The sequence below is a fragment of the Cellulomonas sp. McL0617 genome (assembly GCF_049994875.1).
Classification (GTDB): Bacteria; Actinomycetota; Actinomycetes; order Actinomycetales; family Cellulomonadaceae; genus Cellulomonas.
On the sequence record NZ_CP188256.1, the window covers coordinates 1,319,990 to 1,345,771 of the forward strand.

Consider the following 25,782-nt stretch of genomic DNA (forward strand, 5'->3'; position numbering starts at 1 on the left):
CGGCGCTGCGCGTGTCTCACGCACCGACTAGCGTCCCTGTGGTGGCCGACGAACCCGCGATCCGCTTCGAGCACGTGCGCAAGGTCTACGGCGCGCGATCGAAGGACGGCAGCTCGGCGTCGGCCGTCGACGACCTGAGCCTGGCGGTACGTCCGCACGAGGTGCTGGTCCTCGTCGGCCCCTCCGGCTGCGGCAAGTCGACGACGCTGCGGATGGCGAACCGGCTGGTCGAGCCGACGTCCGGGCGGATCCTGCTGGAGGGCGAGGACGTCACGGCGGTCGACCCGGTGAAGCTCCGTCGCCGCATGGGCTACGTGATCCAGAACGTGGGCCTGTTCCCGCACCGGACCGTCGCCCAGAACGTGGCCACCGTGCCCGGGCTGCTCGGCTGGGACCGCAGGCGCACGGCGGCCCGCGTGGACGAGCTGCTGGACCTCGTCGGCCTGCCGCCCGACCGGTACGCGCGCCGGTACCCGCACGAGCTCTCCGGCGGCGAGCGTCAACGCGTCGGCGTCGCCCGTGCTCTGGCCACAGACCCGCCCGTGCTGCTCATGGACGAGCCGTTCGGCGCCGTGGACCCCGTCGGACGCCGGCACCTCCAGGCCGAGTTCGCGCGCATCCAGCGCACTTTGGGCATCACGGTGATCCTGGTGACCCACGACATCGACGAGGCCGTGCGGATGGCCGACCGGGTCGCGGTGCTGAGCACCGGCGCCCACATCGAGCAGCTGGCACCGCCGCTCGACATCGTGGCCCGCCCAGCGTCGCCCGCGGTCGCCGAGCTCGTCGGTCGCGGACGCACCGCGCGCCTCCTGGCCCTCGGCAGGCTGGAGGCCGCGGACGTCGACCCGGTCGTGGACGGCGCGGCCGGAGAGCCGATCGCGCTCGGAGCCGAGCTCGGGGACGTCCTGCACGCGTTCGTCGGTGCGCGCCAGACGGTGCCCGTCGTCGACGACGAGGGCCGCGTGGTCGGCAGTGCGACGCCCTCGACCGTCGTGCGAGCCCTGGACCGCGTCACCGCGGACGAGACTCGAGCCCAGGAGGGCCGGGCCGTCGACGACGAGACGCAGGTCACTGACGTCGACGACGCCCCCGTCGGTACAGTGCGCTCGTGACGTCCACCACCCCACGACTCGCCCTCGCAACCTGCGGCGAGCTGCCCGATCTCGACCCGGACGACCACGCGCTGCGCGATGCGCTCGCGGAGCGGGGGATCGCGATCGAGGCGGTCGTCTGGGACGACCCGACGGTCGACTGGGGCACCTACCCGCACGTGGTGATCCGCTCGACCTGGGACTACACCGAACGGCCGACGCAGTTCGCCGACTGGACCCGCCGCGTCGAGCGGACGAGCACGCTGTTCAACCCGGCCTCGGTGGTCGGCTGGAACATCGACAAGCAGTACCTGCGGGACCTCGAGAACGCGGGCCTCCCGATCGTGCCCACCATCTGGCTCGACCCGGAGCGCAACTTCGACTCCCGCGCCATCCACACGCGGTTCCCGGCGTTCGGCGACTTCGTCGTCAAGCCCACGGTCAGCGCGGGCTCGCGGGACACGGGCCGGTACGACGCGGGTGTCACGCAGCAGCGGTCCATGGCGATCACGCACGCGAAGAACCTGCTCGGCGTCGGCCGGCGCGTCATGATCCAGCGCTACCTGCGCAACGTCGACACCACAGGCGAGACGGCCCTGGTCTACGTGGACGGCGTGTTCAGCCACTCGGTGCGCAAGGGCGCGCTGCTCGACGGGCCCTACCGCGGGCGGCTCGCCGACGAGCTCTACCGGCAGGAGATCATGACCTCGCGGGAGGCCAGCGATGCCGAGCGCGCGCTGGGCGACCGCGTCGTCGCAGCCCTGCCGGACGTGGTCCCGGGCGTCGACGGGCCGCTGCTCTACACCCGGATCGACCTGATCCCCGACGACGACGGCGCGCCCGTCGTGCTCGAGGTCGAGCTCACCGAGCCCTCGCTGTTCTTCTCGCACGGCGAGGGTTCCGCGGCGCGCTTCGCCGATGCCATCGCCGCGCGCCTCTGAGCAGCGGCGGGACGGTCGCGTGACGGTCGGCGGACCGATGCGAGAACACCGCGGCCCCTCGGGTACACTTCTGGACGCCCCGGCGTACGCGTCGGGGGATCGTGGTGGCTATAGCTCAGGTGGTAGAGCACCTGGTTGTGGTCCAGGGGGTCGCGGGTTCAAGTCCCGTTAGCCACCCCATCGCGTCGGGCGTCGACCATCTCGTGGTCGGCGCCCGTCGCCGTTCTCCGGCTGGTGCCCAGGCAGAGGGTCGCCACCGGAGCACCTAGCCGGCCGGACAGGGTGGCGGCGTCGTCGAGGAACAGGGCCACCCACGCCAGCTGCAGCTCACGCCGGGCGACCGGGTCGGCCCGCGGCCCGCGGGTCTGGCCCAGCAGCGTCACCACCGTCGCCTGCGTGTCCGCCGGCAGCGGGTCCGGCACGGGCGCCCCCTGGGACTCCAGGGCGGTCGCGATGCCGTGGAACCAGCTCTGCGTGCCGGCGGACCGGCCCAGCAGGAGGTCGGCGATGTCTCCGTCGCGGCCGGTCACCGGGAACCGGGGACGCGTGAGCTGCTCGATCGCCTCGGCCGAGAGCCGCAGCCGCCCGACGCCGTTGATCACGGCGGTCACCGTCTCGAGGCCCTCGGGCCGGACCCCGCGCTCGGCCAGGTACTGCCGCAGCGCGCTGTCGAGCCGCGCGGAGGAGGCTTGCGCCGAGTGTCCGTCGGCGGGATCTCCGAGCGGTTCGAGCACGGTCGCGTGCACGGTGTGGTGCAGCAGGTCGGCGGACGAGCGGTAGGCGTCCGCGAGCGCTCGCCGGACGCGGGCGGCCGCACCGCCGGGCCACAGCAGCAGTCCGACGACGAGAGACGCGGCACACCCGATCGCGACGTCCTGCACGCGGACCAGGCCGACCTTCCAGCCGACCGGCACGAGGATGTTGAAGAGCACGACGACGGTCACGGTGAACGCGGCCTGCCCGGCGGCGAAGGACACGGTGTTGGGCGCGAACGCGGCGACGAGGACCGCGATCGGCAGGATGATCCACAGGGCGACCGGCCCGGTCGGCGCGATCGCGACGAGCACGCCGCCGACCGCGAACCCGGCCACGGTGCCGAGCAGCGCACGCAGCACGGTCGAGGTGGTCGCCAGGGCGGAGGTGCGCAGCACGGACATCGCTCCGAGGACCACCCAGAAGCCGTGCTGCACGTGGCTGAGCTGCGCCGCGAGCACCGCCACCGCCAGGCCGACGCCCGTGCGCAGGCTGTTCTGCAGCCAGACCGAGTCGAGGTGGAACTGCTGCGCAGCGATCCGGCCGGCCGCGGCTACGGGACCCACGGCGAGCGGACCAGCACCGCGTCCGAGCATCCGCATCAGCATCGGACGGGCGTCGGCGGCGGCCGACGCGGCGGCGGTCCGCCCGACCAGGTCCGTGGTGTAGACCCACGCGTGCGCGCGCTGGGTGTGGTGGTCCAGCTGGTCCGGCGTCAGCGGGATGCCCCGGGAGAGCTCGTCGGCAAGCTCGTCCACCGCCGCCCGCCGGTGCTCCGCGAGGTCGGTCAGCGCCTCGTCGAGCCGGCTGCGCGCCGCGGCGTCGGTTCGCGGGCCGAGGACCTCGCCCGAGGCCTGGAGCACCCGCGCGCACGACGCGACCACCGCGCGGGTCCATGGTGGCCAGCCGGCGACGGCCGCGGGGTCGGAGACGCGGACCAGCTGGTGCAGCCACTCGAGCTCGTCGGCGAGCCGCAGCAGCAGCCTGCTGCCGGTGGTCAGCGTCACCGGGCGGTACGTGGTCGCCCGCAGGGCGCGGCGCAGGTCGGCGAACGCGGCGGCCACGGCGGTCTCGTCGACACGCGGCCCGCCGACCAACGAGCCGAGCCGGCGCCCGAGCCCCGAGGCGACGGCCGTGGACCCCTCGCGCAACCGGTCGTGCTCCTGCGGTGGCCACAGGAGCAGGGCGGCCGGGATGCACAGCGCCGCCGCGACGGCCCAGCCGACGAGCCGCGGTGGGATGCCTGCGGCGTCGCCGGGGACCGTGATCGGCAGGACGTAGAGCAGGAGCAGCGCGCGGCTGGCGGAGGCGATCGCGGCGGAGGTGGCCCCGGCGAACACGACGAGCGTGCCCACCACCAGCATCGACACCGTCGCCAGCCACACCGACCCGGATGCCAGGGTGGCGACGCAGATCAGCGCCGCTCCGACGACGAACAGCGAGCAGTACGACACGAGACGCTGGGACCGGTTGCCCGGGAAGTCCGCGAAGAGCAGCAGCGCGAACGTGCCGAACACGCCGAAGGTGGTGACCTCGGTGTCGCCGATCAGGACGTCGGTGATGGTCAGGACGACCATCGTGAGCAGGGCGACGCGGATCGCTCGGTGCAGGGCGTAGCCCTCGGGGTCGTGCCGGTGCAACCAGTCGCGCAACAGACCCCCTCAGCTCACCCCTCGGGGAGCAGCGTGCCCTTCACGGACGTCGCGACGACCTCCGCGGCGATCTTCTTGGCGGCGGCCGAGTCCGGCCCCGGCTGGGCGGGCAGCAGCGCCGACCGGTAGTACCGCAGCTCGTCGATGCTCTCGAGGATGTCGGCGAGCGCGCGGTGGCCGCCGTTCTTGCGGGGCGAGGCGAAGTAGACGCGCGGGTACCAGCGTCGGGCGAGCTCCTTGATCGAGGAGACGTCGATGACGCGGTAGTGCAGGTAGCCGACCAGCTCGGTCATGTCGCGGTCGAGGAAGGTCTTGTCGGTGCCCACCGAGTTGCCCGCCAGCGGCGCCTTGCCCGGCTCGGGCACCCACTCGCGGATGTAGGCGAGCACGCGCTCCTGGGCGTCCGCGAGCGTCGTGCCGCCCGCGAGCTCGTCGAGCAGGCCGGACGTCGTGTGCATCGCGCGCACGAAGTCGTTCATCTGCTCGAGCGCCTCGGCGGGCGGCGCGATGATGACGTCCACACCCTCGCCGAGCACGCGCAGCTCCGAGTCGGTGACCACGGCGGCCACCTCGACCAGCGCGTCGGCGCCCAGGTCCAGGCCGGTCATCTCGCAGTCGATCCAGACGATGCGGTCGGCACTCTCGTGTCCGGTGGGGGCGGCTGCAGGCGTCGTCGGGCTGGTCACGCTGGCCAGCCTAGGGCTCGGGGCGTCGTCGCGCGTCAGAGAATCGCAGGTCGGGGCCTCGTGCGCGCCCGGCTGTCACCGGTCGCGGTGCTCGCGGCCCGGCACCGTGGCGGCCAGCCAGGCCGCCGCGGGCACGATCACCGCGATGGCGAGGCCCGTCCAGGCGGCCGCGCTCCACGACGTGCCCGCCCACCGCAGGACGAGCAGGATGCCGACGCCGGCGGCCAGCCCGAGCAGGATGCGCTCGCCCCAGACGACGATCCGGTGCACCGGTGTCGCCGGCTCGGGTGCGGCGACCGGGTCCGGGTCGGGGGACGCGTGCCGACCCATCAGCGGGGACCTCGGGGCGTCGCGACGGGCATGGCGTCATGGTGGCACGACCCGTCGTGCGGCACAGGAAACGGCGCGGACCTGGTGGTCCGCGCCGCTCCGGCGTCATGGGGTTCAGCGTGCCCCGACCGCACCCGCGAACGACGCGGGAGCGGCGACGACGCGCCGTGGACTGGGAGGTCGCCGCGTCATCTCGGACGGTGCTCTGGCGGCGCGGGCGGCCTCGACGACGCGCTCCTGGTGGGAGCGGGCCAGACGCTGACCGTACTCGTGACGGTGCAGCTCGAACGTGCTGAGGGGATGCACAGGAGTCTCCTTCGGGCATGGCTCGGCCAGGGCGGTTGCCCGGGTCGATGTGGTGGTGTGGGACTACTCGACCACGCCCGTGTGTTCTCGGTCACGGTCTTTTTCCGACGATGCGTCGTTGGCGGGATCTCGACGCACGACGACTGTCCGCCAGGTGTCGGTCGTCGCCGACGAGCGCGATGCTCGGGGGCGTGACGACGACCCTGCGCCCCGCCGAGGCCCCGCCGACCGGTCGGATCGGGCTGCTGCTCGGCTCCTCGCTCTACGTCTCGGCGGTCCTCGGGACCGGCATCCTGCTGCTCCCGACGCTCGCCGCGCGGGTGGCCGGGCCGGCGTCGCTGCTGGCCGTCGTCGGGGTCCTTGCCATGTCCGTCCCGCTGGCCGCGACGTTCGCCGCGCTCGCCACCCGGCACCCGGACTCCGGTGGGGTCGCCACCTACGTCCGGCTGGCTCTCGGACCGACCGCCGCCCGCGCCTGCGGCTACTGGTTCTTCTTCGGCGTGTGCGTCGGCTGCCCGGTGGTGGCCCTGGTGGGCGCGCAGTACGTCGTCGCGATGCTCGGCGGGTCGCAGCCGGAGGTCTACGTGGTCGGTGCGCTGTTCCTGCTGCCGCCGCTGCTCACCAACGCGGTCGGGCTCCGGCTGGCCGGGCCCGTCCAGCTCGTGCTCACCGGCTCGCTCGTCGTGCTCGTCGTCCTGGTCGTGGTCGCGGCGCTGCCGTCGTCGGACCCCGCAGCGCTCACGCCGTTCCTCACGCACGGGTGGTCCGGGGTCGGCGCGGCGGCGAGCCTGTTCGTCTGGGCGTTCGCCGGCTGGGAGGCCGTCACGCACCTGGCCGGGGAGTTCCGCGACCCGCGACGCACCATCCCGCGCGCCACGGCCGTCGCCCTGGTCGTCGTCGGGCTGGCGTACCTGGCCCTGCAGTACGTCGCGGTGACGGCCCTGCCGGACTCGACCTCACCGGTCCCGCTCATGGACCTCGTCGAGACGGGTCTGCCCGGCGCCGGCCGGATCGCCGTGGCGGTCGTCGCGGGGATCGTGACGCTCGGCGTGCTCGGTGCCTACGTCGGCGCGTTCGCCAAGCTCGGCGCGTCGCTCGGCCGCGACGGCGACCTGCCCGCGTGGGTCTCCCGCGGCGCGCAGCCGGGCGGGGTCCCGCGCCGGGCCCTGGTCGTGGTGGCCGTCCTCGCGTCCGCCTACTTCGGGGTCGTCGTGGCCACCGGCGGCGACCTCGAGCCGTTCGTCCTGGTGCACACGAGCTGCATGGTCGCGGTCTACCTCCTCGGCGCGGCCGCGGCGGTCCGGCTGCTCGAGCGGGGGAGCCCGGGCTGGTGGTCGGGTGTGGTCGCCTGCGGCCTGGCCCTCGTCCTCGCCGCGCTCGCGGGGTGGCACCTCGTGGTGCCCGTGGCGCTGGCCCTCGTCGCGGTCGGCGTCGGCCTCGCGCGCAGGGTCAGAAGCCGATCGCCTCGCGCAGCAGCAGGACCGTCCCGCGGCCCGGGATCCATTCCGCGTTCAGGATCAGCAGCCGGTTGACCGCGCTGGGCTGCCCGTACGCGTGCTGCGCTCGGGCGCTCTCGAGCGGCAGCGCGTGCTCCTCGACGCGACGCAGAGCGGTCGCCAGGTCCGGCACCACCTTCTGCGCACCGACCACCCAGATCGCCTGGGCGGCACCGCCCGCATAGGCGGGCAGCTGGCTCCCGCTCGCCGAGGCGATGACGAGCGCGCCGGTCTCGGTCACTGCGGCGACGCTCCCCACCGCGACGTCCGGACTGGCGAGCAGGCGACGGATCGCGTCGGCCTCCGTCCTGCGGTCCATGGCGAGCACGACCGGTCGGACCGCCGCGTACAGCCCGCCGGCATTCAGGTCCGCCTCGATGCCGGACAGGCGCAGGGTCTCGCTGGCACCGGTGAAGACCGTCGCGCCCCGCGGGACCAGCTCGGCGACGCGCGCCCGGGCGGCGGACGCGTCGTCGATGATCTCGACGGTGAACCCGTGCGCCGACAGAGCCGCGGCCGTGCGCTCCAGGCGGTCCGGTGATGCCGGCGCGGTGAACGACAGGTCGGTGGTGGTGCTGGTCATGATGGCTCCTGAGGGTTGGCGTCAGGAGTTCGACAACCCAGGCCACCAGAATGTGAGGCCTGACGTTTCGGTGCGCTGCGGTGTCGGAGGGGTATGAACGTCCTGCGTGAACGCCGGCAGCTGCTCAACGTCTCCTACCGGCTGCTCGGCTCGCTGGCCGACTCCGAGGACGTGGTCCAGGAGGCGTACGCCCGCTGGTTCGCCCTGTCCACGGCGGACCAGGCCGCGATCGTGTCGCCCGGCGCCTGGCTCACCACGGTGACCAGCCGCCTCTGCCTGAACCTGCTGGGCTCGGCGCGCGTCCGGCGCGAGACCTACGTCGGCGAGTGGATCCCGGAGCCGCTCCCCGACGTCCCCGGGGACGACCCGGCCGACCGCGTCACGCTCGACGAGTCGATCGGCATGGCGTTCCTGGTGGTCCTCGAGTCGATGACGCCCGCCGAGCGCGTCGCGTTCATCCTGCACGACGTCTTCGGCTACCCGTTCGACGAGATCGCGCAGATCGTCGGCCGATCCTCGGCGGCCTCCCGGCAGCTGGCGTCGTCGGCCCGCCGACGCCTGCGTGCGGCGCCGGCCGGCCCGCCTGCCGCGCAGGCGACGCTCGTCCGCGAGTTCAAGCAGGCGTGGGACGCGCGCGACGTCGCCGCGCTCATCGGCCTGCTCGACCCGTCCGCGATCTTCGTCGCCGACGGCGGCGGCCGAGCGCCGACCGTCCTGGAGCCGATCCTGGGCGGCGAGAACATCGCGCGCGCCCAGGTGGAGATCGCCCGCGTCGCACCGGGTGTGGAGCTGGTCGAGCGCATGGTCAACGGCCAGCCCGGCCTGATCGCGCAGGTCGACGGCGTGACCGTGACGGTGTTCGCGTTCCGGGTCGCGCGGGATCGCATCACCAACATCTGGGCCGTCCGCAACCCCGACAAGCTCCGCCCGTGGACGTGAGACCGCGGCCCCGTGCCGGTGGCGGCGCCCTAGGTCGCAGCGCGCGGCGATAGCATCCGACGGCATGGACGATGTGGCCCGGTGGTTCGATGCCTACCTCGACGACTTCGCGGCATGCGGCCGGGGCGAGAGCGAGACCGCGTCGTTGCTCACTCACTACGGCGTCCCGTTGCTCCTGACCGTCGACGACGAGTTCGTCGCGCTGACCAGCGACGAGCAGGTCGTCGCGGCCCTGCAGCCGCAGATCGACGGGATGCGGGCGGCCGGCTACGACCGGACCGAGATCCTCGAGTCCGAGGTCGTCGTCCTGAACGGCGCGTCAGCGCTCTACCGGGGGACGTTCTCTCGTCAACGGAACGACGGCAGCGAGATCGGCCGGCTGACCGCGACCTACCTGGTGACTGACGGACCGGCGGGCCGCCGGATCTCCGTGCTGGCCGTCCACAGCCCTGTGCAGCGGCGCCCCCGGCAGGACTCGAACCTGCAACCTACGGATTAGAAGGCCGTTGCTCTATCCATTGAGCTACGGGGGCGGGACTTGCGGGGTACCAACCGAACTTCCCAGGGGAAAAGGTTCGGGGGAACCCCGGCCGACAGGGTATCTCCCTGCGGCCCGGTCGAACGGTGTGCTTCGCGCCCATGATGCGGGCTCCGCACGCAACCGTGCTTCGAGCGCCACCCCGACCCTGTCGACCAGCCCTGAGCGGACCGCCACCACATCTCGACATCCCGCTCCGGCAGACCCGCGGCCGTGGTCGGTGAGCTCGCCGACCGTGGGGTCCCCGGCGGGCTACCGCGACCGGAGTGCGTCGATGTCGGCGTGCTGATGGTCTCGCTGGCCCGACCTGTTCCCCGGCCGTGCCGGGGGCGTGTCACGATGCCCCGGTGACGAGCAGCCAGGTGCCGAGCGGCGCGGAGCGACGGGCGGCCTCCGCGGAGGCGGCGGCGCGCATGAGCGTCAGGGAGGGCCCCGGGGCGAGGCACGGCACGCGGTCCATGTTGGCGCTGGGCGCCCTGGGGATCGTGTTCGGGGACATCGGCACCAGCCCGCTGTACTCGCTGCAGACGGTCTTCAGCATCGACCACAACGACATCCTTCCGACGTCTGTCGACGTCTACGGCGTGATCTCGATGGTGTTCTGGTCCATCGCGGTCATCGTGTCGGTGAACTACGTGGCCCTGGTCATGCGGGCCGACAACGACGGCGAGGGCGGCATCCTCGCGCTGGTCGCGCTGCTGTTCGAGAAGCTCAAGGACCGGCGGCGGCTCGCGGTCGCGATGGTGTTGGGCATGCTCGGTGCGGCGCTGTTCTACGGCGACAGCGTGATCACGCCGGCGATCTCGGTGATGTCGTCGATCGAGGGCGTCGTCGTCGTCGACCCGTCGTTGGCGCGGTTCGTGCTGCCTGCCGCGGTCGCGGTCCTGACGCTGCTGTTCGTCGTCCAGCGACGCGGCACCGAGGCGGTCGGCCGGGCGTTCGGACCGGTGATGGCGCTGTGGTTCGTCGTCCTGGCGGTCCTGGGCGTGCCGCACATCGCCGAGCACCCGGCGATCCTGCGCGCTCTGTCGCCCACCTACGCCGTCGCGTTCGTGGTCGAGCACCCGTTCACGTCGTTCATCGCCATGGGCGCGGTCGTGCTGACGATCACCGGCGCGGAGGCGCTCTACGCCGACATGGGTCACTTCGGGGTGACGCCGATCCGGACGGTGTGGTTCGCCGTCGTGTTCCCGGCCCTGACTCTGAACTACCTCGGGCAGGGGGCGATGATCCTGGACGACCCCCGCACGATCGACAACCCCTTCTTCCACCTCGCGCCCGTCTGGGCGACGCTTCCGCTCGTCGCGCTGGCGACGCTGGCGACGGTCATCGCCTCTCAGGCCGTCATCTCCGGGGCGTACTCGGTGTCCCGGCAGGCCGTCCGTCTAGGTCTGTTCCCGAGGCTGGCGGTGCGCCAGACCTCACGCCACGAGGGCGGGCAGATCTACGTGTCGGCCGTCAACTGGATCCTGTTCTTCGGCGTCCTCGTGCTCATCGCCGTGTTCCGCAGCTCCAGCCGGCTTGCCACCGCCTACGGCCTGGCCGTCACCGGCACGCTCCTGCTCACCAGCCTGCTGTTCCTCCTGCTCGCCAAGCGGGTGTGGCACTGGGCGATGTGGAAGATCGTCGCGTACGGCGTCGTCGTCGTCGGCCTGGAGGTCGTCTTCTTCGCGGCCAACCTCACCAAGATCGTCAGCGGTGGCTGGCTGCCGCTGCTCATCGCGGCGATCGTCGTGACCATCATGACGACCTGGCGCGCCGGTTCGGAGCGCCTCGTCGCCCGGCGCAACGAGCTCGAGGGGCCGCTTGACGAGTTCATCGCGATGATCGAGCGCAATGGCATACCGCGAGTGCCCGGGCTGGCCGTGTTCCCCCACGCGAACAAGCTGACGACTCCGTTGGCGCTGCGCTCGCACGTCGCGTTCAACCGCGTGCTGCACGAGCATGTCGTCATCGTGCAGATCATCAACGAGAACGTCCCGCACATCAGGCACGTCGACCGTGTCTCCGTCGACGACCTCGGCTTCGACAACGACGGCATCGTGCACATCTGCGTACGCGTCGGCTTCAACGACAGCCAGGACATCCCGCGCGGGCTGGCGCTGGCGGCCACCCAGAGCCCCGAGCTCATGCTGGACGTCGACGACGCGCACTACTTCCTGTCCCTCCTCGACGTGCACGCAGCCGGCAAGTCCCATCGGCGGAACTGGCGCCCACGGCTGTTCGTCTGGCTGGCGCGCAACGCCGCGAGCCGCACGGAGGTCTTCCACCTTCCGCCGGAGCGAACCGTGATCATGGGCGCGAACGTCGACCTGTAGGTCGTCCGCGTCCTCGGGTCCAGATCCGTGACCCGTGAGGTCTCGGAACCTACGGCTCCGTCGGCTTCGTGGCCGCAGGCCGCCCCCGTGCGTAGTAGTCCCGCCAGATGAGCCTGTGCAGCGGGATCCATCGGGGGATCGACCGCACGCCTGGGATGAACGGGAGCAGGATCAGGACCAGCATCATCACGGCGATGATGGCGAAGATGTAGATGTCTGCGTTCGCCGTCAGAGTGGCGGCCGGCCCGGTCGTCGCGTCGCTGTTGAAGATCGGGAGCTGGTACCAGAACGAGAACGGCTGGAGCCATTCCTGCCCCGGGAAGGAACCGGTCTCGTTCATCATGCCCCACTCGTTTCCCTGCAGATGGGCCGCAGTGGCCGCGTCGTCCAGGTATCCACCGTCACCGAGGAAGAGGATCTGGTTGGTGTTGTCGGTGCTGTAGAACTGCCCCGGCGCCGGCAGGATCCCGTCGAGCGCACCCGATCCGGCCATCGCGACGAGCCCGGCGGCCATCGTCGGAACCGGCCCGTAGTCGCCATCGGGCACCTGGGAGGCGTCGCCGTCCGCCCCAGCCGGGTCGTTCAGCGCGGTGTCGTACGCGGTTGCCCACGCGACCTGCTGGTCGGGAGTCGCTGACGTCCACGTGCTCAGTGCGTCTGCGACGTCCGCCGGTTGCTGCTGGGTCTCCAGCGGCTTCACCACGAAGTCGTTCGGCGGATCGACCGGCTGGTGCACGCCGGCCCATCTCTGCGGCTTCAGCGGACCCAGAGCCACCCCGTCGCCGCCCTGGTTGTACGGCGGGCCGTAGGTGGCGGATTCGGACGTGCCGGCGAGCTCGGCGACCGTGACCGCGTAGAGGTCGGCGGGTGCCGACGTCGCCCAGCTCTGGAGCGTGAGCGGTGGGTCGTCGGGGGAGCTGAAGATCGCTGCGAGCGCGACGACGAGGACGGCGACGACGCTGAGCGCGATCGTGCCCTCCTTGAGGATGTCGTAGCGCCGGACCGGGCCCGACCAGTGCTCGCGCTCGAGCTGCTGCTGGCGTGTCGGGGCGGACATCAGAGCACCTCCGCGGGCCCGGTCGGTGAGTGCTCCGCCCCGCCTGCGGCCTCGACCTCGGCGGCGTCGATCGGCGGGACGACGCCGTGCATCCGGACGAGCACGACGTGGACGACGACCAGCACAGCCAGGATCGCCGGCAGCAGGAAGACGTGCATCAGGAGGTTCTGACCGAGGTTGGCGACGTTGAACCACGCGCCGATCCCGACGGCGTTGAGGCCGTCCTTGGCCTCGAACGCGATCCATTGCGAGTCGAAGTTCGTCTGGACCACGTATCCGGTCAGCGCCGCACCGATCGAGAGCACCAGCGCGAGCATCCCGGTGATCCACGTCGTCGCCCGGTTGCCCCTCCAGGCCGCCATCCAGAACTTCCCGAGCAGGTGGACCACCATGAAGAGGAAGAACAGCTGGACGGACCAGAAGTGCAGGCTGTTGACGAACAGCCCGGTGCTGGACACGTGGTACCAGGACGGCCCCTGGAACGCCAGGACCGTCCCGGAGGCGACGATCGTGACCAGGGCCGCGAGGGTCAGCACCCCGAACGCGTAGATCCACGACGCGACGTAGGCCGGCTGAGTCTCGGGGAGCAGCTTCTCGTAGGGGAGGTCGCCTTCCAGGGTGTTGCGCAGCCTGCCGATCCAGCTGGCCGCCGGCTCCTCCTGGACGGGCTCGCTGCTCATTTGCCCGATCCCGACTTGTGGCGGTCCCGGGGGAACGGGAGCGCGATCGCGAGGATGAACAACACCACCGCCACCGCGATGACGATGGCATTGGGGACGGATATCGAGAAGAAACCCCAGGGGAGGTACGTTGCCGAGCTGGGGTCCAGGCGAAGGATGTGCATGATGACGTCTTCCCTCGGGGGAGTGCATGGGTCGTGAACGACCCAGCCGCCAAGGGGATGGTGAAGTGCGCTCGGTGTCTGAGGTCGCGTACTCGTCAGCCCCTCTGTCGAGGGACTCCTTCACCCGTCACAAAGGGGGCGGCTCCGACGGACTCCGTACCAGCAAAGATACTGCTGCCGGTGCCCGGAAGATCCGCGATCCCGCACCTCATCTGATCGCTCCGGATCCACGACGCCAGCGTTTCGGGTCCGGTACGCGAGGACCTGCGCCGTGATCCACATGACCTTGGTGCGGACGCTCTCAGCTTCCTCCGTGTCCATCGGAGGGGAGAGGGACCGCGCATCTCATCGCCTGATCGTCGGCGTGCACGTGGTGGGCCGCGTGACACCGCCGGGTGAACCGCCCGGATCCGGAACCGCGTGGCGTTTTGCCAGGTCAGATCGCACCGGGACAATGGTCGCGTGAGCGCGCAGCCCCGCACGGCTCCAGTGCAGCCCGCGCAGTACGGGCAGCCGCTGGTCGGCTCGTCGCGCCACGTCGCGGACGACCCGCGCGACATCCTCGCCCGGCCGCTCGCGCAGACGTCGTTGCTGGACGCGGTCAAGGACCTGCGGCGCGACGTCGAGAAGACCGGGTTCCCGCTGGAGATCCCGGGGATCAAGGAGGCTCGCGCGTCGCGGGACCGGCTGGTCGACCAGCTCGGCGAGCACCTCGTCCCGCGGCTCACCGAGCTCTCGGCACCCGCGGTCGTCGTGGTGTCGGGGTCGACCGGGGCGGGCAAGTCGACGATCGTGAACTCGCTGGTGGGGGCCGAGGTCAGCACGGCGGGCGTGCTGCGGCCGACGACGCGGCGCCCTGTCCTGGTGCACCACCCGCTCGACACCGAGCTGCTGTCGCACCACCCGGTGCTCGAGTCGGTGACCGTCGTCGCCGACGAGCACATGGTCCGCGGGATCGCGCTCCTGGACGCCCCCGACCTCGACTCGGTGCTCGAGTCCAACCGCGAGTCGGCGCACCGGCTGCTCGAGGCGGCGGACCTGTGGCTGTTCGTGACGACCGCCGCCCGGTACGGGGACGCGCTGCCGTGGCGGGTGCTGCAGGGCGCCGTCGAGCGGGGCGCCTCCGTCGCGATGGTGCTCAACCGGGTCCCGCCGAACTCGCTGCCGACCGTCCGCGGTGACCTGCTGGGGCGCCTGCGCGAGAACGGGTTGCAGGGCTCTCCGCTCTTCGTCGTGCCCGACCTCGGGCCGCACGAGGGGCTGCTGCCGGCGTCGTCCGTCGCGCCGATCCAGCGTTGGCTCGCCATGCTCGCCGGGCCGGACAAGGCCCGCACGGTCATCGGGCGCACGTTGCGCGGGTCGCTCGCCGCGCTGCGGCCGTGGGTCGACGAGCTCGCCGAGGCGGTGCAGGGGCAGGCCGACGCGGCAGCGGCGATCGGCGCTGTGCTGGACGACGCGGTCGCGGTCTGCGTCGGGCAGGGCGCCGGCGGGATCGCCGCGGGGGCGGTGGCCGACGGCGCGGTGCGTGCGCGGTGGTCGGAGCTGACCGCCGCCCGAGGTCCGCTGGACCGCGTGGTCGCCGCCAAGGGCCGCGTCCGCGGCTCGGCGCGCGACGGGCGGTCGAGGTCGGCGCGGATCGCGCCCCTGGTCGACGACCTCGCACACTCGGCGACGGCCACCCTGACCGCGGCCGGCGCGCAGGCCGAGCGGTCGCTGCGTGCGGCGCTCGTCGCTCCCGACGGCCCCGCTGGCGGCCCCTCGGTCGAGGCGTCCTGGGCGACTGGGAGCAGTCGCCGGTCGGCCGCCGACCAGGCCGCCCGCGCGTGGACCGCGCAGGGTGTGCGGGTCGTCCGGGCCGCGCTGTCGGTCACGCCCTCGTCCGACGCCTCCCGGCGGGCGCGTCGTCGCCGCAAGGCCGAGCGAGCGCTCGGGGACGACGGGCTCGCTGCGATCGCGCTCGCCGCGGCCGCGGGCGTCGAGGAGGCGCGCGACCTGCTCGTGACACTGATCGACGAGTCGGGCGGGCAGGCCGCGGACGATCTGCGGGCCGACCTCGTCGCGCGCGTGGGCGCCCAGGTCGCGCTCGAGCGCTCGGCCGTCGGGGAGGTCCTTGCCGACCCCGACCTCGCCGACGACGCCGCGTCGCGCCTGCGGCTGCGGCTCGCCGTCCTCAAGGGACTGACGTGACCACAGACGAGACCACGCTCCTCGCCGGGCGCGTCGACGCCCTCGACCGCGCGCTCGCCGTCGCCGACGGACGGATCGCGCCCAAGGTGGCCGCGCGCGTCTCGTCGACGATCGACGGCGTCCGTGCCCGGCTCGCGCTGGGCGTCGACCACACCGTCGTCGCCCTGGTCGGCGGGACGGGCTCCGGCAAGTCGAGCCTGTTCAACGCGATCAGCGGTCTGCAGTTCGCCGATGTCGGGGTGCGTCGTCCGACGACGTCGGAGATCACGGCATGCGTCTGGGGCAACGGCGCGGACGCGCTGCTGGACTGGCTCGGCGTCGTCCCGGAGCGGCGGATCGCGCGCGAGAGCCTGCTCGACGGGGAGTCGGAGGCGTCTCTGCGGGGGCTCGTGCTCCTCGACCTGCCCGACCACGACTCGATCGCGCCCGAGCACCGCAAGGTGGTCGACCGGTTGGTACCGCAGGCCGACCTGCTGACGTGGGTGGTCGACCCGCAGAAGTACGCCGACGACGCGCTGCACAGCGGCTACCTGCGCCAGCTGGTGGGCCACGAGTCGTCGATGGTCGTCGTGCTCAACCAGATCGACACCGTCTCGCCCGCCGTGCGTGCCTCGCTCGTCTCGGACCTCGAGCGGCTGCTCGTCGACGACGGACTCACGGGCGTCCCGGTGACGTCGGCGTCCGCGACCACCGGCGAGGGGGTGCGGGGGCTGCGCACCGCGCTGGCCGGCGTCGTCGCCTCGCAGTCCCTGGCCGCCCGGCACGCGGGTGCCGAGCTGAACGACGCCGTGACGGCCCTGGACAAGCACGTCGCCGCACGCGAGCCGGCCGCACCCTCGTTGGCGGAGACCGTCGACACGCTCGCACGCTCGGTCGGACTGTCCGCGGTGGCCGGGTCGGTCGCGACCGCGGTCCGCGGCGGGACCTCGGCGACGCAAGGCTTCGGAGCCGTGCAGGAGGACGGTGTCGCGCTGGCCCGCAGCCTGTGGCTCGAAGGCGCCACGCAGGGGCTTCCCCAGCGGTGGGCGCGGGACGTCGGCTCGCGGATCGCCTCGACCACCGAGCTGCGGATCGCGGTCGGCGACGCGATCTCCGAGCTGAGCCTCGCCGTGAGGCGTTCCGCGGCCGCCGTCGGGCTGCTGGTCGTGGCCGTCGTCCTGGCCGCCGCCGCCCTGGTGCTCGCGTCGGTCGCAGGCGGGTCGGCGCTCGGAAATGGGCAGTCGAACACCTGGACGCCCGTCGTCGCCGGCGTCGCTCTCGTGGGCGCGGTCGCGGCCTTCGTCGGCAGCCGGGCGGCGCGGTCGAACGCCGCCCGGAGACGCTCGGAACGCGTGCTGCGCGACGGGCGCGCCGCATTGGAGAGCGTCGCCAGGGCGCGGCTGGCGGTACCGACGGATCAGGTGCTCGCCGAGCACCGCACGGTCCGTGAGCTCGTCGCGTCCGCGCGCGGCTGAGCCGCCCCCAGCCCCCGATCCGCGCGGCGGGCCGCACCGATCCGGGTTCCTGGCCCTACGGCTCTCCCGACGAGCCGAGGCTGGCCGCACGAGCCCCGCACCCGCCGGGGCGCACGGCACTGGAGGCATCGATGAGCACGCAGTCCCTGGACCTGACCGTCGTCGGCTGGATCGGCACGGAGGTGCGCAACTTCCACGAGAACGACGGGGGCACCCCGTTCAGCACGTTCCGGCTGGGCAGCACCCGCCGCTGGTTCGACAAGCAGACCGGCGCCTGGAAGGACGGCCAGACGGAGTGGTTCAACGTCAAGGTGTGGCGCACCACCGCCGTCAACGTGGCGCGGTCGCTGCGCAAGGGGGACCCGGTGATCGTGCAGGGCCGGCTGTCCACCGAGGAGTGGATCTCGGAGCAGGGCCCGCGCACGTCGCTCGTCCTCGAGGCGGCCTCGCTGGGCCACGACCTCGCGTTCGGCAGCAGCCACTTCGCGCGGACGATGAGCACGGCGGCCGGTGCGGACGGCGTCGCCGGCACCGTGGGCGCGGACGGCTCCGCCACGGAGCCGGCCGACGTCAGCGGTCTTCAGGAGCTGGCCGACGAGGAGAGCGCCCAGTTCCTGGTCCCGGCCGAGCACGTGGGGGAGGACCTGGCCGACGACGAGGCCGCTCCCGCACTGGTCGGCGTGCTCTGATCGCCTAGGCTGGGGCACCGGCAACCCGACGACGCAGGTCGGAACCGCGCGGGTACTGCTCACGGGCAGCGCGCGGCCGATCGCGTCGCGGGTGCCGGGTCAAGAGTGCCCCCTCGCGTGAGGGCACCTCCACGAGCACCGAGGCGGACGAAGAGCCAGTGGCTGAGTTCATCTACTCCATGTACAAGACGCGCAAGGCGCACGGCGACAAGGTCATCCTCGACGACGTCACCCTGAACTTCCTTCCCGGCGCCAAGATCGGCGTCGTCGGACCGAACGGCGCGGGCAAGTCGACGATCCTCAAGATCATGGCCGGCCTCGACCAGCCGTCCAACGGCGAGGCCCGGCTCAGCCCCGGCTACACGGTCGGCATCCTCCAGCAGGAGCCGCCGCTGAACGAGGCCAAGACGGTCCTGGGCAACGTCGAGGAGGGCGTCGCCGAGATCAAGGGCAAGCTCGACCGGTACAACGAGATCTCCGTCCTGATGGGCGAGCCCGACGCCGACTTCGACGCCCTGCTGGCCGAGATGGGCGTGCTGCAGGAGGCCATCGACGCGGCCGACGCCTGGGACCTCGACGCCCAGCTCGACCAGGCGATGGACGCGCTGCGCTGCCCGCCCCCGGATGCGGACGTCACGGTGCTGTCCGGTGGTGAGCGCCGCCGCGTGGCCCTGTGCAAGCTCCTCCTGGAGAAGCCCGACCTGCTCCTGCTCGACGAGCCCACCAACCACCTCGACGCGGAGAGCGTGCTCTGGCTGGAGGCGCACCTGAAGGACTACCCCGGCGCCATCCTCGCGGTCACCCACGACCGGTACTTCCTGGACCACGTCGCGGAATGGATCTGCGAGGTCGACCGAGGCCGCCTGTACCCCTACGAGGGCAACTACTCCACGTACCTGGAGAAGAAGGGCGAACGCCTGGCAATCCAGGGCAAGAAGGACCTCAAGCTCGCCAAGCGGCTCAAGGAGGAGCTGGAGTGGGTCCGGTCCAACGCCAAGGGCCGCCAGACCAAGTCGAAGTCGCGCCTCGCGCGCTACGAGGAGATGGCTGCCGAGGCGGACCGCACGAGGAAGCTGGACTTCGAGGAGATCCAGATCCCGCCGGGCCCGCGTCTGGGTGCCATCGTCCTCGAGGCCAACAGCCTGCAGAAGGGCTTCGACGGGCGCATGCTCATCGACGGCCTGAGCTTCACGCTGCCGCGCAACGGCATCGTCGGCGTGATCGGGCCGAACGGCGTCGGCAAGACCACGCTGTTCAAGACGATCGTCGGGCTCGAGCCGCTCGACGCCGGTGACCTCAAGGTCGGCGAGACGGTCAACATCTCCTACGTCGACCAGTCGCGCGGCGGCATCGACCCGAAGAAGACCCTGTTCGAGGTGGTCTCCGACGGGCTCGACTTCCTCAAGGTCGGCAACGTCGAGATGCCCTCGCGTGCCTACGTCGCCGCGTTCGGGTTCAAGGGCCCCGACCAGCAGAAGCCCGCCGGTGTGCTCTCGGGTGGCGAGCGCAACCGCCTCAACCTCGCGCTCACGCTCAAGCAGGGCGGCAACCTCCTCCTGCTCGACGAGCCCACCAACGACCTCGACGTCGAGACGCTCGGGTCGCTGGAGAACGCGCTGCTCGAGTTCCCCGGCTGCGCGGTCGTGGTCTCCCACGACAGGTGGTTCCTCGACCGGGTCGCGACGCACATCCTGGCCTACGAGGGCACGGAGGAGAACCCGGCGAGCTGGTACTGGTTCGAGGGCAACTTCGCCTCCTACGAGGAGAACAAGATCGAGCGGCTGGGCGCCGACGCGGCCCGCCCGCACCGCGTCACGTACCGCAAGCTTCGTCGCGACTGAGCACGGCGTGCGCACGAGCCCGTCCGACCGCACGTGTCGGGCGGGCTCGCGCTCGTAGGATCGTCTGCATGGCGCGTCTCGAGATTCCCGTCCTGCTCCGCTGGTCCGACCTCGACGCCTACCAGCACGTGAACAACGCCTCCATGCTCACCCTGCTGGAGGAGGCGCGGATCACGGCGTTCTGGCGGGCACCGGCCGGCGACGCGACGCCCTGGCCCACCGCCGTGCTGGACGCCGGCCCGACCGCGCAGATGTCCACGCTCGTGGCCCGGCAGGAGATCGAGTACCTGCGGCCGCTGAGCTACCGCCGCACCCCGGTGATCGTCGAGATGTGGCTGGGCCACCTGGGCGGCGCGAGCCTCGACGTCTGCTACGAGATGCGCGACCCGCTGATCGACGGTGAGCAGCCGGTGGTCTACGCGCGTGCGGCGACGACGGTCGTCCTGGTGAGCACCGCGACGGGTGCGCCGGTGCGGATCGGACCGGCTGAACGGGCTGCGTGGGAGCCGTACGTCGAGGAGCCGGTGGCGATCCGGCGGCGTCGCTAGGACCGGATGCGTGCTCGCTCCGCAGCGTTCGCTGCGCGCGCGATGTTGCGTTGCATCCCGCCGAACACGATGCCGTGGAACGGGTAGACGGACCACCAGTAGAGCTGCCCGAGCAGGCCTCTGGGATGGAACAGCGCACGCTGGGAGAACACCGTCGGGGACTCGTCCTCCACCCGCAGCTCCAGCCACGCCAGCCCGGGGACCCGCATCTCGGCGCGCAGGCGCAGCAGCCGGCCCTCGTCGATCGCCTCGACCCGCCAGAAGTCGACCGCGTCGTCGACGAGCAGGTTCATCGGGTCGCGACGCCCCCGCCGCAGTCCGGGCCCGCCGACCAGCCGGTCCGCGAGGCCACGGACCCGCCAGGCGAGGCCCCACGAGTACCAGCCGCGCTCGCCCCCGACGGCCTCCAGAACCCGCCACAGCGCGGCCGGCGACGCGTCGACCGTGATCCGGCGTTCGTCGACGTACAGGGAGCCGCCGGCCCAGTCGGGGTCGCTCGGCAGCGGGTCGCTCGGCGCGCCGGGCACGGCCGCCGACGACCACCGGGTCGCGACGGCGGCGTCCTGCACGCGTCGCAGCGCCAGCCGGACGGCCCGGTCGAAGCCGATCAACCCGTCGACCGGGTCGGGGACGAGAGCGGCGATGTCGTGCTCGTCGCAGATCACCTCGTGCACGAGCGACTCGACCAGCGGCCGCGCGAGCCCGGACGGCACGGGCGTCACCAGCGACACCCAGAGGCTCGAGAGCCTGGGGCTGAGGACCTTCACCCCGACGATGAGCCGCGGCCGCAGCCCGGCCGCGGCCGCGTAGCCCTGCATCATCTGGCGGTAGGTCAGCACGTCCGGGCCGCCGATGTCGAAACCCCGGCTGACGTCCGCGGGCATCGCCGCCGAGCCGACCAGGTAGCGCAGCACGTCGCGGATCGCGATGGGCTGGATCCGGTTGGCCACCCACCGCGGGGCCGTCATGGCGGGCAACCGCTCGGTCAGGTAGCGCATCATCTCGAACGACGCCGAGCCGGACCCGAGGATGACGGCGGCCCGCAGCACGGTCGTGGGCACCCCGGAGGCGAGCAGGATCTCGCCCACCTCGGTGCGCGAGGCGAGATGGGGGGAGAGGTCCTCGCCCTGCGGGTAGAGGCCCCCGAGGTAGACGACCCGGCGGAGGCCGGCCTCGCGGGCGGCCTGCGCGAAGGTCAGGGCGGTCCGGCGGTCGGTCGACTCGAAGCTGCGGCCCGAACCGAGCGAGTGGATCAGGTAGTACGCGACCTCGGTGCCGGCCAGCGCCGCGCGGATCTGGTCGAGGTCCGACGCGTCCGCCCGGGCGAGCTCGACCTGGTCGTACCAGGGGCGTCCGCGCAGCCGGTCGGGGTTGCGCGCGACGGCGCGCACCCGGTAGCCGGCCGCGAGCAGCTCGGGGACGAGTCGCCCGCCCACGTAGCCGGTCACTCCGGTGACGGCCACGAGCGGTGCGTCGGGCCGGGGCCGACCGTCGGGGCCGAGGCCCGGGACCAGGCCGCCGAGCGTGTCGGCGACCGGGGCGGGCAGCAGGTCGTCCGGGGTCATCAACGCAGTCTGCGGTCGGCGGGAGCACACCGCACGCGGGATCGCTGAGGGGGCGCTCAGGCGAGCAGCGCCAGCGTCTCGCGCTCCGCGGCGGCCTGCGACCGGGTGAGCGGGATCGAGCGACCGTGCTCCCACAGGTCGATGACGCGCGGGTCGATGTACGAGGCGCGGCACACGGCGGGTGTGTTGCCCAGCTCGTCGGCGACGTCGCGGACGACCGCGGTGACCACCGTGCGACGCGCTCGCTCCGACGCCGGGGGCGGCCCGGCGGCGGCGAGCCCACGCGCGGCGAGCACGGTCGCGTGCCAGGTCCGGAAGTCCTTCGGGGTCGCGTCCGGCCCGAGCAGCTCCTTGACGTAGGCGCCCACGTCCGCGCTCGTGACGTCGTGCCAGGCGTCCGCCTCGCGCCACGCCAACAGCTCCTCGCCGTCGTCCGAGCGTCGCTTGAGCGACCGGATGACGGTCGCGACGTCCTCGTCGTCGACGACGGTGTCCCGCAGCTGGCCGGACTTGGCCGGGAAGTGCAGGTGGATGCGGTCGTCGGCGTGCACGGTGACGTGCGACCGGAGCAGGGTCGCCAGCCCGTACGACCCGTGCCGCACCGCATAGCCCTCGCCGCCCACCCGCAGGTACGCCAGGTCGAGCAGCCGGAACGCGAGCGCGAGCACCTTCTCCCGCGGCATCCCGTCGAGGCGCAGGTCGTGGCGAACGCGTCGACGGGCGGCGGGGAGCCGGGCCGCGATCTCCAGCACGCGATCGTGCTTCAGCCGGTCGCGACGGACGCGCCACTGCTGGTGGTAGAGGTACTGCCGCCGCTCGGCGTCGTCGAGACCGGCCGCCTGGATGTGCCCGTGCGGCCACGGGCTGATCCACACCTCCCGCCACGCGGGCGGGATGGCGAGCGCACGGATCCGGTCCAGCGACTCCGCGTCCGTGATCCGGCCGCGTGCGAGGTCCAGGTAGAGGAAGCCGCGGCCGGCACGACGCCGCGACCAGCCGGGGGCGTCGATGCGGACGCGGCGCAGGCGGACCATCCGGGAAGTGTCGCCCGACAGAGCGGACCCCGCGCGTTCAGTCGGGGAAGCGGACCATGCCCTCCTGCGCCACGGACGCCACGAGGGTGCCGTCGCGCTGGAACACGCGGGCGGCCCCGAGCCCCCGCCCACCCTGCGCGCTCGGCGACGACTGCACGTACAACAGCCAGTCGTCGACCCGTACGTCCCGGTGCCACCACATCGCATGGTCGAGGGACGCGATCGACAGCCCGCGCGTCACCCACGACTTCCCGGACCGGCGCAGGATCGGTTCGAGCATCACCTGGTCGCACGCGTACGCGAGCAGGGCCCGGTGCAGCAGCTGGTCGTCGGGCAGCGGGCCGCGCGAGCGGAACCACACCGACTGCTGCCCGCTGACGTCGGCGGCGGGGCCGAGATAGAGCTGCCCGTCGACGTGCCGCACGTCGAAGGCGGCCTCCTGCGTCCAGAACTTCGCCACGGGATGGTCGATCCCGCCGAGCACGTCGAGCGCGGACGGCACGTCCTCCGGGGGCGGGACGTCGGTCGGCATGGGGTCGGCGTAGTCGATGCCGCCCTGCGCCTCCTGGAAGGACGTGATCATCGACAGGATGGCGGTGCCACCTTGCAGCGCGTGCGTCCGACGGGCCGTGAAGGACCGTCCGTCGCGCAGACGCTCGACGTCGTACGTGATCGGCTCGGTCACGTCGCCGGCGCGCAGGAAGTAGCCGTGCAACGAGTGGGGCAGCCGGCCCTCCGGAACGGTCGCGCCGGCCGCGAGCAGCGCCTGCGCGAGCACCTGACCGCCGAACACGCGCCCGCTCGGCTGGGGCAGCGAGGACCCGACGAAGAGGTCCGGGTCGGTCTGCTGGAGCCGCAGGATGTCGAGGACGGGCCTCATCGGGTCGGTCGTCATCAGTCCTCGAAGGTGTTGAGCATCGAGTGCGCGGCACGCTCGAGGTAGTCCCAGAGCTCGGCCTTGTGCAGGGGTGCGAGATCGAGGGAGTCCACGGCGGCGCGCATGTGCAGGAGCCAGCGGTCACGGGCGTCCGGGTTCACCTTGAACGGCGCGTGCCGCATCCGCAGGCGGGGGTGCCCGCGCTGGTCGGAGTAGGTGGTCGGACCACCCCAGTACTGCTCGAGGAACATGGTCAGCCGCTCGCGTGCGGGTCCCAGGTCCTCCTCGGGGTACATCGGCCGCAGCACGGGGTCGGCGGCCACGCCTCGGTAGAACTCGTCGACCAGCCGGACGAACGTGTCGTGCCCGCCCACCGCGGCATAGAAGGAGTCGGGTCTCACGGCGACCATCCTCACACGCTGCTCAGAGGCCCAGGTCCTCCAGGACGGGCAGCGCCGCCCGCACGATCGAGCGTGCGTCGGCGGCGCTGGAGGCGGCGAGCGCGAGCTGCGCGAGCCGTCGGCACTCGTCGAACGACGTGGCGGCGAGCAGGGCGGCGACGTCGGGCAGCGCGCGTGGCGTCATCGACAGGGACGACACCCCGAGCCCGACGAGCACGACGGCGAGCGCAGGGCTGGCCGCGGCCTCACCGCAGACGCCGACCGGCCGGCCCTGCTGCGCGCCGCCGGCGCACGCCGCGGCGACGAGGTGCAGGACCGCGGGCTGCCACGGGTCCGACAGCTCGGCGACCGCGCCCAGCAGCCGGTCGGCGGCCATCGTGTACTGCGTGAGGTCGTTGGTGCCGATGCTCGCGAAGGCCGCGTGCGCCAGGATCGGGCCGGACAGCAGGGCGGCAGACGGCACCTCGATCATCACGCCGGCCACGTCGAGCCCGTGCTTGGCGCACGAGGCGACGAACTGCTCGGCCTCGTCGACGGTGGACACCATCGGCGCCATGACCCAGACGTCGGCGTGCTCCTCGTCCGCGGCCCGGGCGATCGCGGTGAGCTGGTCCTGGAGCACCTCGGGGTGCCGGACCGCCGTGCGCAGGCCCCGCACGCCGAGCGCGGGGTTGACCTCGGGCTCGTCGGTGAGGAACGGCAGCGGCTTGTCGGCGCCCGCGTCGAGGGTGCGGATCACCACCTTGCGACCGGGGAACGCCGCCAGCACGCGGCGGTAGGCGACCACCTGCTCGTCGATCGTCGGCGCCTCCTGGCGGCCGAGGAACCCGAACTCGGTGCGGAACAGGCCGACGCCCTCGGCGCCCGCGGCCGCGGCGGGTTCGGCGTCGGACGGGTCGCCGACGTTGGCCAGCAGCGCGACGGCGTGCCCGTCGGAGGTCCGGCCGTGCCCGTCGAACGTGCGGGCCTGGTCGCCGAGCGCCCGCGCGGCGCGGACCTGCTCCTCGGTGGGGTCGACCGTCACGGTCCCGGCGGAGCCGTCGACGAGCACGAGCCCCTCGGCGTGCACCACGGCCTCGGCACCGCGGGCGGCGACGACCGTCGGGATGCCGCGGGCGCGGGCCAGGATCGCGGTGTGCGAGGTGGGTCCGCCGGTGCCCGTGACGATCGCGAGCACACGAGCCGTGTCGAGGGTCGCGACGATCGCCGGAGCGAGGTCGGCCGCGACCAGCACGAACGGTTCCTCGTGCGCCGGCACGCCGGGAGCGGGGCGGCCGGTCAGGTGCGCGACGAGCCGGTCGCGGACGTCGGCGATGTCCTGGGTCCGCTCCGCGAAGTAGCCGCCGAGCGCCTCGAACTGCTCGGCGACCGCCTCGGCGGCCTCCCAGACCGCGCGCTCGGGCACCAGCCGGTCGGCGATCACCCGCTGCTCGGCGTCCTCGACCAGGCTGGGGTCGGCCGCGATGGCCGCCGTCGCGCGCAGCAGGTCCGCGCTGTCGCCCTCGGCCAGGTCGGCGGCGGCGTCGAGCGCGGCTCGGACGACCTCGGAGGCCCGACCGATGCGCGTGGCCTCGGCGGCGTAGTCGGTCCCCGGCGGGAGGCGACGGCCGGACGGCGGTTCGGCGACCGGGTCGGGCATGAGCACCGCC

The 25,782-nt window shown here is 72.7% G+C and carries 23 protein-coding genes and 2 tRNA genes; 12 read left to right on the top strand and 13 right to left on the bottom strand.

Going from position 1 to position 25,782, the window contains the following annotated elements:
- Window positions 1-41: 41 nt before the first annotated feature.
- The 3 genes from ACPPVS_RS05970 to ACPPVS_RS05980 all read left to right on the top strand — a co-directional run bounded on the left by ACPPVS_RS05970 (window position 42) and on the right by ACPPVS_RS05980 (window position 2,215).
- Window positions 42-1,115 (top strand): ABC transporter ATP-binding protein, encoded by a 1,074-nt coding sequence (locus ACPPVS_RS05970; protein ID WP_426595116.1) that lies wholly within the window; start codon window positions 42-44, stop codon window positions 1,113-1,115.
- Window positions 1,112-2,035 (top strand): ATP-grasp domain-containing protein, encoded by a 924-nt coding sequence (locus tag ACPPVS_RS05975; RefSeq protein ID WP_426595117.1) that lies wholly within the window; start codon window positions 1,112-1,114, stop codon window positions 2,033-2,035. Before ACPPVS_RS05970 ends, ACPPVS_RS05975 begins: the two co-directional genes overlap by 4 nt.
- 104 nt (window positions 2,036-2,139) lie before the next feature.
- Window positions 2,140-2,215 (top strand) — tRNA-His (locus ACPPVS_RS05980).
- On the opposite strand, the gene ACPPVS_RS05985 is transcribed toward ACPPVS_RS05980, so the two are convergent.
- From ACPPVS_RS05985 to ACPPVS_RS06000, 4 genes are all read right to left on the bottom strand, one after another.
- The gene (locus ACPPVS_RS05985; protein ID WP_426595118.1) at window positions 2,194-4,440 is read right to left on the bottom strand and encodes an FUSC family protein; all 2,247 of its coding nucleotides are present in this window, start codon (window positions 4,438-4,440) and stop codon (window positions 2,194-2,196) included. The genes ACPPVS_RS05980 and ACPPVS_RS05985 overlap by 22 nt on opposite strands.
- 14 nt (window positions 4,441-4,454) lie before the next feature.
- Window positions 4,455-5,048: an oligoribonuclease gene (orn, locus tag ACPPVS_RS05990; RefSeq protein ID WP_426595889.1), complete on the bottom strand. Its 594-nt coding sequence runs from the start codon at window positions 5,046-5,048 to the stop codon at window positions 4,455-4,457.
- A 153-nt stretch (window positions 5,049-5,201) separates the two neighbouring features.
- Window positions 5,202-5,456, bottom strand: a complete 255-nt coding sequence (locus tag ACPPVS_RS05995) for a hypothetical protein (RefSeq protein ID WP_426595119.1) — start codon at window positions 5,454-5,456, stop codon at window positions 5,202-5,204.
- A 114-nt stretch (window positions 5,457-5,570) separates the two neighbouring features.
- Window positions 5,571-5,762, bottom strand: a complete 192-nt coding sequence (locus ACPPVS_RS06000) for a hypothetical protein (protein ID WP_426595120.1) — start codon at window positions 5,760-5,762, stop codon at window positions 5,571-5,573.
- Window positions 5,763-5,953: 191 nt separating this feature from the next.
- Between ACPPVS_RS06000 and ACPPVS_RS06005 the strand changes: the two genes are divergently transcribed.
- Window positions 5,954-7,294, top strand: coding sequence for an APC family permease (locus tag ACPPVS_RS06005; protein ID WP_426595121.1), 1,341 nt, complete (start codon window positions 5,954-5,956; stop codon window positions 7,292-7,294).
- Here ACPPVS_RS06005 and ACPPVS_RS06010 read toward each other — a convergent pair.
- Window positions 7,212-7,841 (bottom strand): LUD domain-containing protein, encoded by a 630-nt coding sequence (locus ACPPVS_RS06010; protein ID WP_426595122.1) that lies wholly within the window; start codon window positions 7,839-7,841, stop codon window positions 7,212-7,214. The two genes, ACPPVS_RS06005 and ACPPVS_RS06010, sit on opposite strands and share 83 nt — an antisense overlap.
- 93 nt (window positions 7,842-7,934) lie before the next feature.
- Here ACPPVS_RS06010 and sigJ point away from each other — a divergent pair, with 93 nt between their 5' ends.
- On the top strand, window positions 7,935-8,780 hold the full coding sequence (gene sigJ / locus ACPPVS_RS06015; protein ID WP_426595123.1) for an RNA polymerase sigma factor SigJ: 846 nt from the start codon (window positions 7,935-7,937) through the stop codon (window positions 8,778-8,780).
- 64 nt (window positions 8,781-8,844) lie between these two features.
- Window positions 8,845-9,279 (top strand): hypothetical protein, encoded by a 435-nt coding sequence (locus ACPPVS_RS06020; RefSeq protein ID WP_426595890.1) that lies wholly within the window; start codon window positions 8,845-8,847, stop codon window positions 9,277-9,279.
- Here the strand turns inward: ACPPVS_RS06020 and ACPPVS_RS06025 are convergent.
- Window positions 9,241-9,313 (bottom strand) — tRNA-Arg (locus ACPPVS_RS06025). The two genes, ACPPVS_RS06020 and ACPPVS_RS06025, sit on opposite strands and share 39 nt — an antisense overlap.
- Before the next feature lie 352 nt (window positions 9,314-9,665).
- Here ACPPVS_RS06025 and ACPPVS_RS06030 point away from each other — a divergent pair.
- Window positions 9,666-11,636, top strand: coding sequence for a potassium transporter Kup (locus ACPPVS_RS06030; RefSeq protein ID WP_426595124.1), 1,971 nt, complete (start codon window positions 9,666-9,668; stop codon window positions 11,634-11,636).
- 49 nt (window positions 11,637-11,685) lie between these two features.
- Here the strand turns inward: ACPPVS_RS06030 and ACPPVS_RS06035 are convergent, their stop codons facing one another.
- Both ACPPVS_RS06035 and ACPPVS_RS06040 read right to left on the bottom strand, forming a co-directional pair.
- Complete coding sequence (locus ACPPVS_RS06035) at window positions 11,686-12,693, bottom strand: hypothetical protein (RefSeq protein WP_426595125.1); 1,008 nt, start codon at window positions 12,691-12,693, stop codon at window positions 11,686-11,688.
- The gene (locus ACPPVS_RS06040; protein ID WP_426595126.1) at window positions 12,693-13,373 is read right to left on the bottom strand and encodes a cytochrome b N-terminal domain-containing protein; all 681 of its coding nucleotides are present in this window, start codon (window positions 13,371-13,373) and stop codon (window positions 12,693-12,695) included. Before ACPPVS_RS06040 ends, ACPPVS_RS06035 begins: the two co-directional genes overlap by 1 nt.
- 626 nt (window positions 13,374-13,999) lie before the next feature.
- Here ACPPVS_RS06040 and ACPPVS_RS06045 point away from each other — a divergent pair.
- From ACPPVS_RS06045 to ACPPVS_RS06065, 5 genes are all read left to right on the top strand, one after another.
- Window positions 14,000-15,724 (top strand): dynamin family protein, encoded by a 1,725-nt coding sequence (locus ACPPVS_RS06045; protein WP_426595127.1) that lies wholly within the window; start codon window positions 14,000-14,002, stop codon window positions 15,722-15,724.
- A complete protein-coding gene (locus ACPPVS_RS06050; RefSeq protein WP_426595128.1) occupies window positions 15,721-17,178 on the top strand; it encodes a GTPase family protein in 1,458 nt (485 codons plus the stop codon). The genes ACPPVS_RS06045 and ACPPVS_RS06050 overlap by 4 nt, the downstream gene beginning before the upstream one ends.
- Window positions 17,179-17,309: 131 nt before the next feature.
- Window positions 17,310-17,867, top strand: coding sequence for a single-stranded DNA-binding protein (locus ACPPVS_RS06055; protein WP_426595129.1), 558 nt, complete (start codon window positions 17,310-17,312; stop codon window positions 17,865-17,867).
- A 158-nt stretch (window positions 17,868-18,025) separates the two neighbouring features.
- Window positions 18,026-19,708 (top strand): energy-dependent translational throttle protein EttA, encoded by a 1,683-nt coding sequence (ettA, locus tag ACPPVS_RS06060; protein ID WP_426595130.1) that lies wholly within the window; start codon window positions 18,026-18,028, stop codon window positions 19,706-19,708.
- Between the two features lie 68 nt (window positions 19,709-19,776).
- Window positions 19,777-20,256: an acyl-CoA thioesterase gene (locus ACPPVS_RS06065; protein WP_426595131.1), complete on the top strand. Its 480-nt coding sequence runs from the start codon at window positions 19,777-19,779 to the stop codon at window positions 20,254-20,256.
- Here ACPPVS_RS06065 and ACPPVS_RS06070 read toward each other — a convergent pair.
- From ACPPVS_RS06070 to ptsP, 5 genes are read right to left on the bottom strand one after another with little or no spacing between them, the layout of a single operon-like run.
- Entirely contained in the window at window positions 20,253-21,821 is a 1,569-nt protein-coding gene (locus tag ACPPVS_RS06070; RefSeq protein WP_426595132.1) for an SDR family oxidoreductase, read from the bottom strand. The genes ACPPVS_RS06065 and ACPPVS_RS06070 overlap by 4 nt on opposite strands.
- Before the next feature lie 56 nt (window positions 21,822-21,877).
- A complete protein-coding gene (locus tag ACPPVS_RS06075) occupies window positions 21,878-22,855 on the bottom strand; it encodes a DNA topoisomerase IB (RefSeq protein WP_426595133.1) in 978 nt (325 codons plus the stop codon).
- 37 nt (window positions 22,856-22,892) lie between these two features.
- Window positions 22,893-23,750 (bottom strand): acyl-CoA thioesterase, encoded by an 858-nt coding sequence (locus tag ACPPVS_RS06080; RefSeq protein ID WP_426595134.1) that lies wholly within the window; start codon window positions 23,748-23,750, stop codon window positions 22,893-22,895.
- On the bottom strand, window positions 23,750-24,133 hold the full coding sequence (locus ACPPVS_RS06085; protein ID WP_426595135.1) for a globin: 384 nt from the start codon (window positions 24,131-24,133) through the stop codon (window positions 23,750-23,752). Before ACPPVS_RS06085 ends, ACPPVS_RS06080 begins: the two co-directional genes overlap by 1 nt.
- A 22-nt stretch (window positions 24,134-24,155) precedes the next feature.
- Window positions 24,156-25,772 carry a phosphoenolpyruvate--protein phosphotransferase gene (ptsP, locus tag ACPPVS_RS06090; protein WP_426595891.1) on the bottom strand — a complete coding sequence of 539 codons (1,617 nt, stop codon included), beginning with the start codon at window positions 25,770-25,772 and terminating at the stop codon, window positions 24,156-24,158.
- Window positions 25,773-25,782: the final 10 nt, after the last annotated feature.

Coding starts and splice junctions, on each gene's coding strand:
- ACPPVS_RS06035 (WP_426595125.1), bottom strand. CDS start 12,693: ATGTCCGCCCCGACACGCCAGCAGCAGCTCGAGCGCGAGCACTGGTCG.
- orn (WP_426595889.1), bottom strand. CDS start 5,048: ATGACCGGCCTGGACCTGGGCGCCGACGCGCTGGTCGAGGTGGCCGCC.
- ACPPVS_RS06020 (WP_426595890.1), top strand. CDS start 8,845: ATGGACGATGTGGCCCGGTGGTTCGATGCCTACCTCGACGACTTCGCG.
- ACPPVS_RS06040 (WP_426595126.1), bottom strand. CDS start 13,373: ATGAGCAGCGAGCCCGTCCAGGAGGAGCCGGCGGCCAGCTGGATCGGC.
- ACPPVS_RS06075 (WP_426595133.1), bottom strand. CDS start 22,855: ATGGTCCGCCTGCGCCGCGTCCGCATCGACGCCCCCGGCTGGTCGCGG.
- ACPPVS_RS06070 (WP_426595132.1), bottom strand. CDS start 21,821: ATGACCCCGGACGACCTGCTGCCCGCCCCGGTCGCCGACACGCTCGGC.
- ACPPVS_RS05995 (WP_426595119.1), bottom strand. CDS start 5,456: ATGGGTCGGCACGCGTCCCCCGACCCGGACCCGGTCGCCGCACCCGAG.
- ACPPVS_RS06080 (WP_426595134.1), bottom strand. CDS start 23,750: ATGACGACCGACCCGATGAGGCCCGTCCTCGACATCCTGCGGCTCCAG.
- sigJ (WP_426595123.1), top strand. CDS start 7,935: ATGAACGTCCTGCGTGAACGCCGGCAGCTGCTCAACGTCTCCTACCGG.
- ACPPVS_RS06065 (WP_426595131.1), top strand. CDS start 19,777: ATGGCGCGTCTCGAGATTCCCGTCCTGCTCCGCTGGTCCGACCTCGAC.
- ACPPVS_RS06055 (WP_426595129.1), top strand. CDS start 17,310: ATGAGCACGCAGTCCCTGGACCTGACCGTCGTCGGCTGGATCGGCACG.
- ptsP (WP_426595891.1), bottom strand. CDS start 25,772: ATGCCCGACCCGGTCGCCGAACCGCCGTCCGGCCGTCGCCTCCCGCCG.
- ACPPVS_RS06010 (WP_426595122.1), bottom strand. CDS start 7,841: ATGACCAGCACCACCACCGACCTGTCGTTCACCGCGCCGGCATCACCG.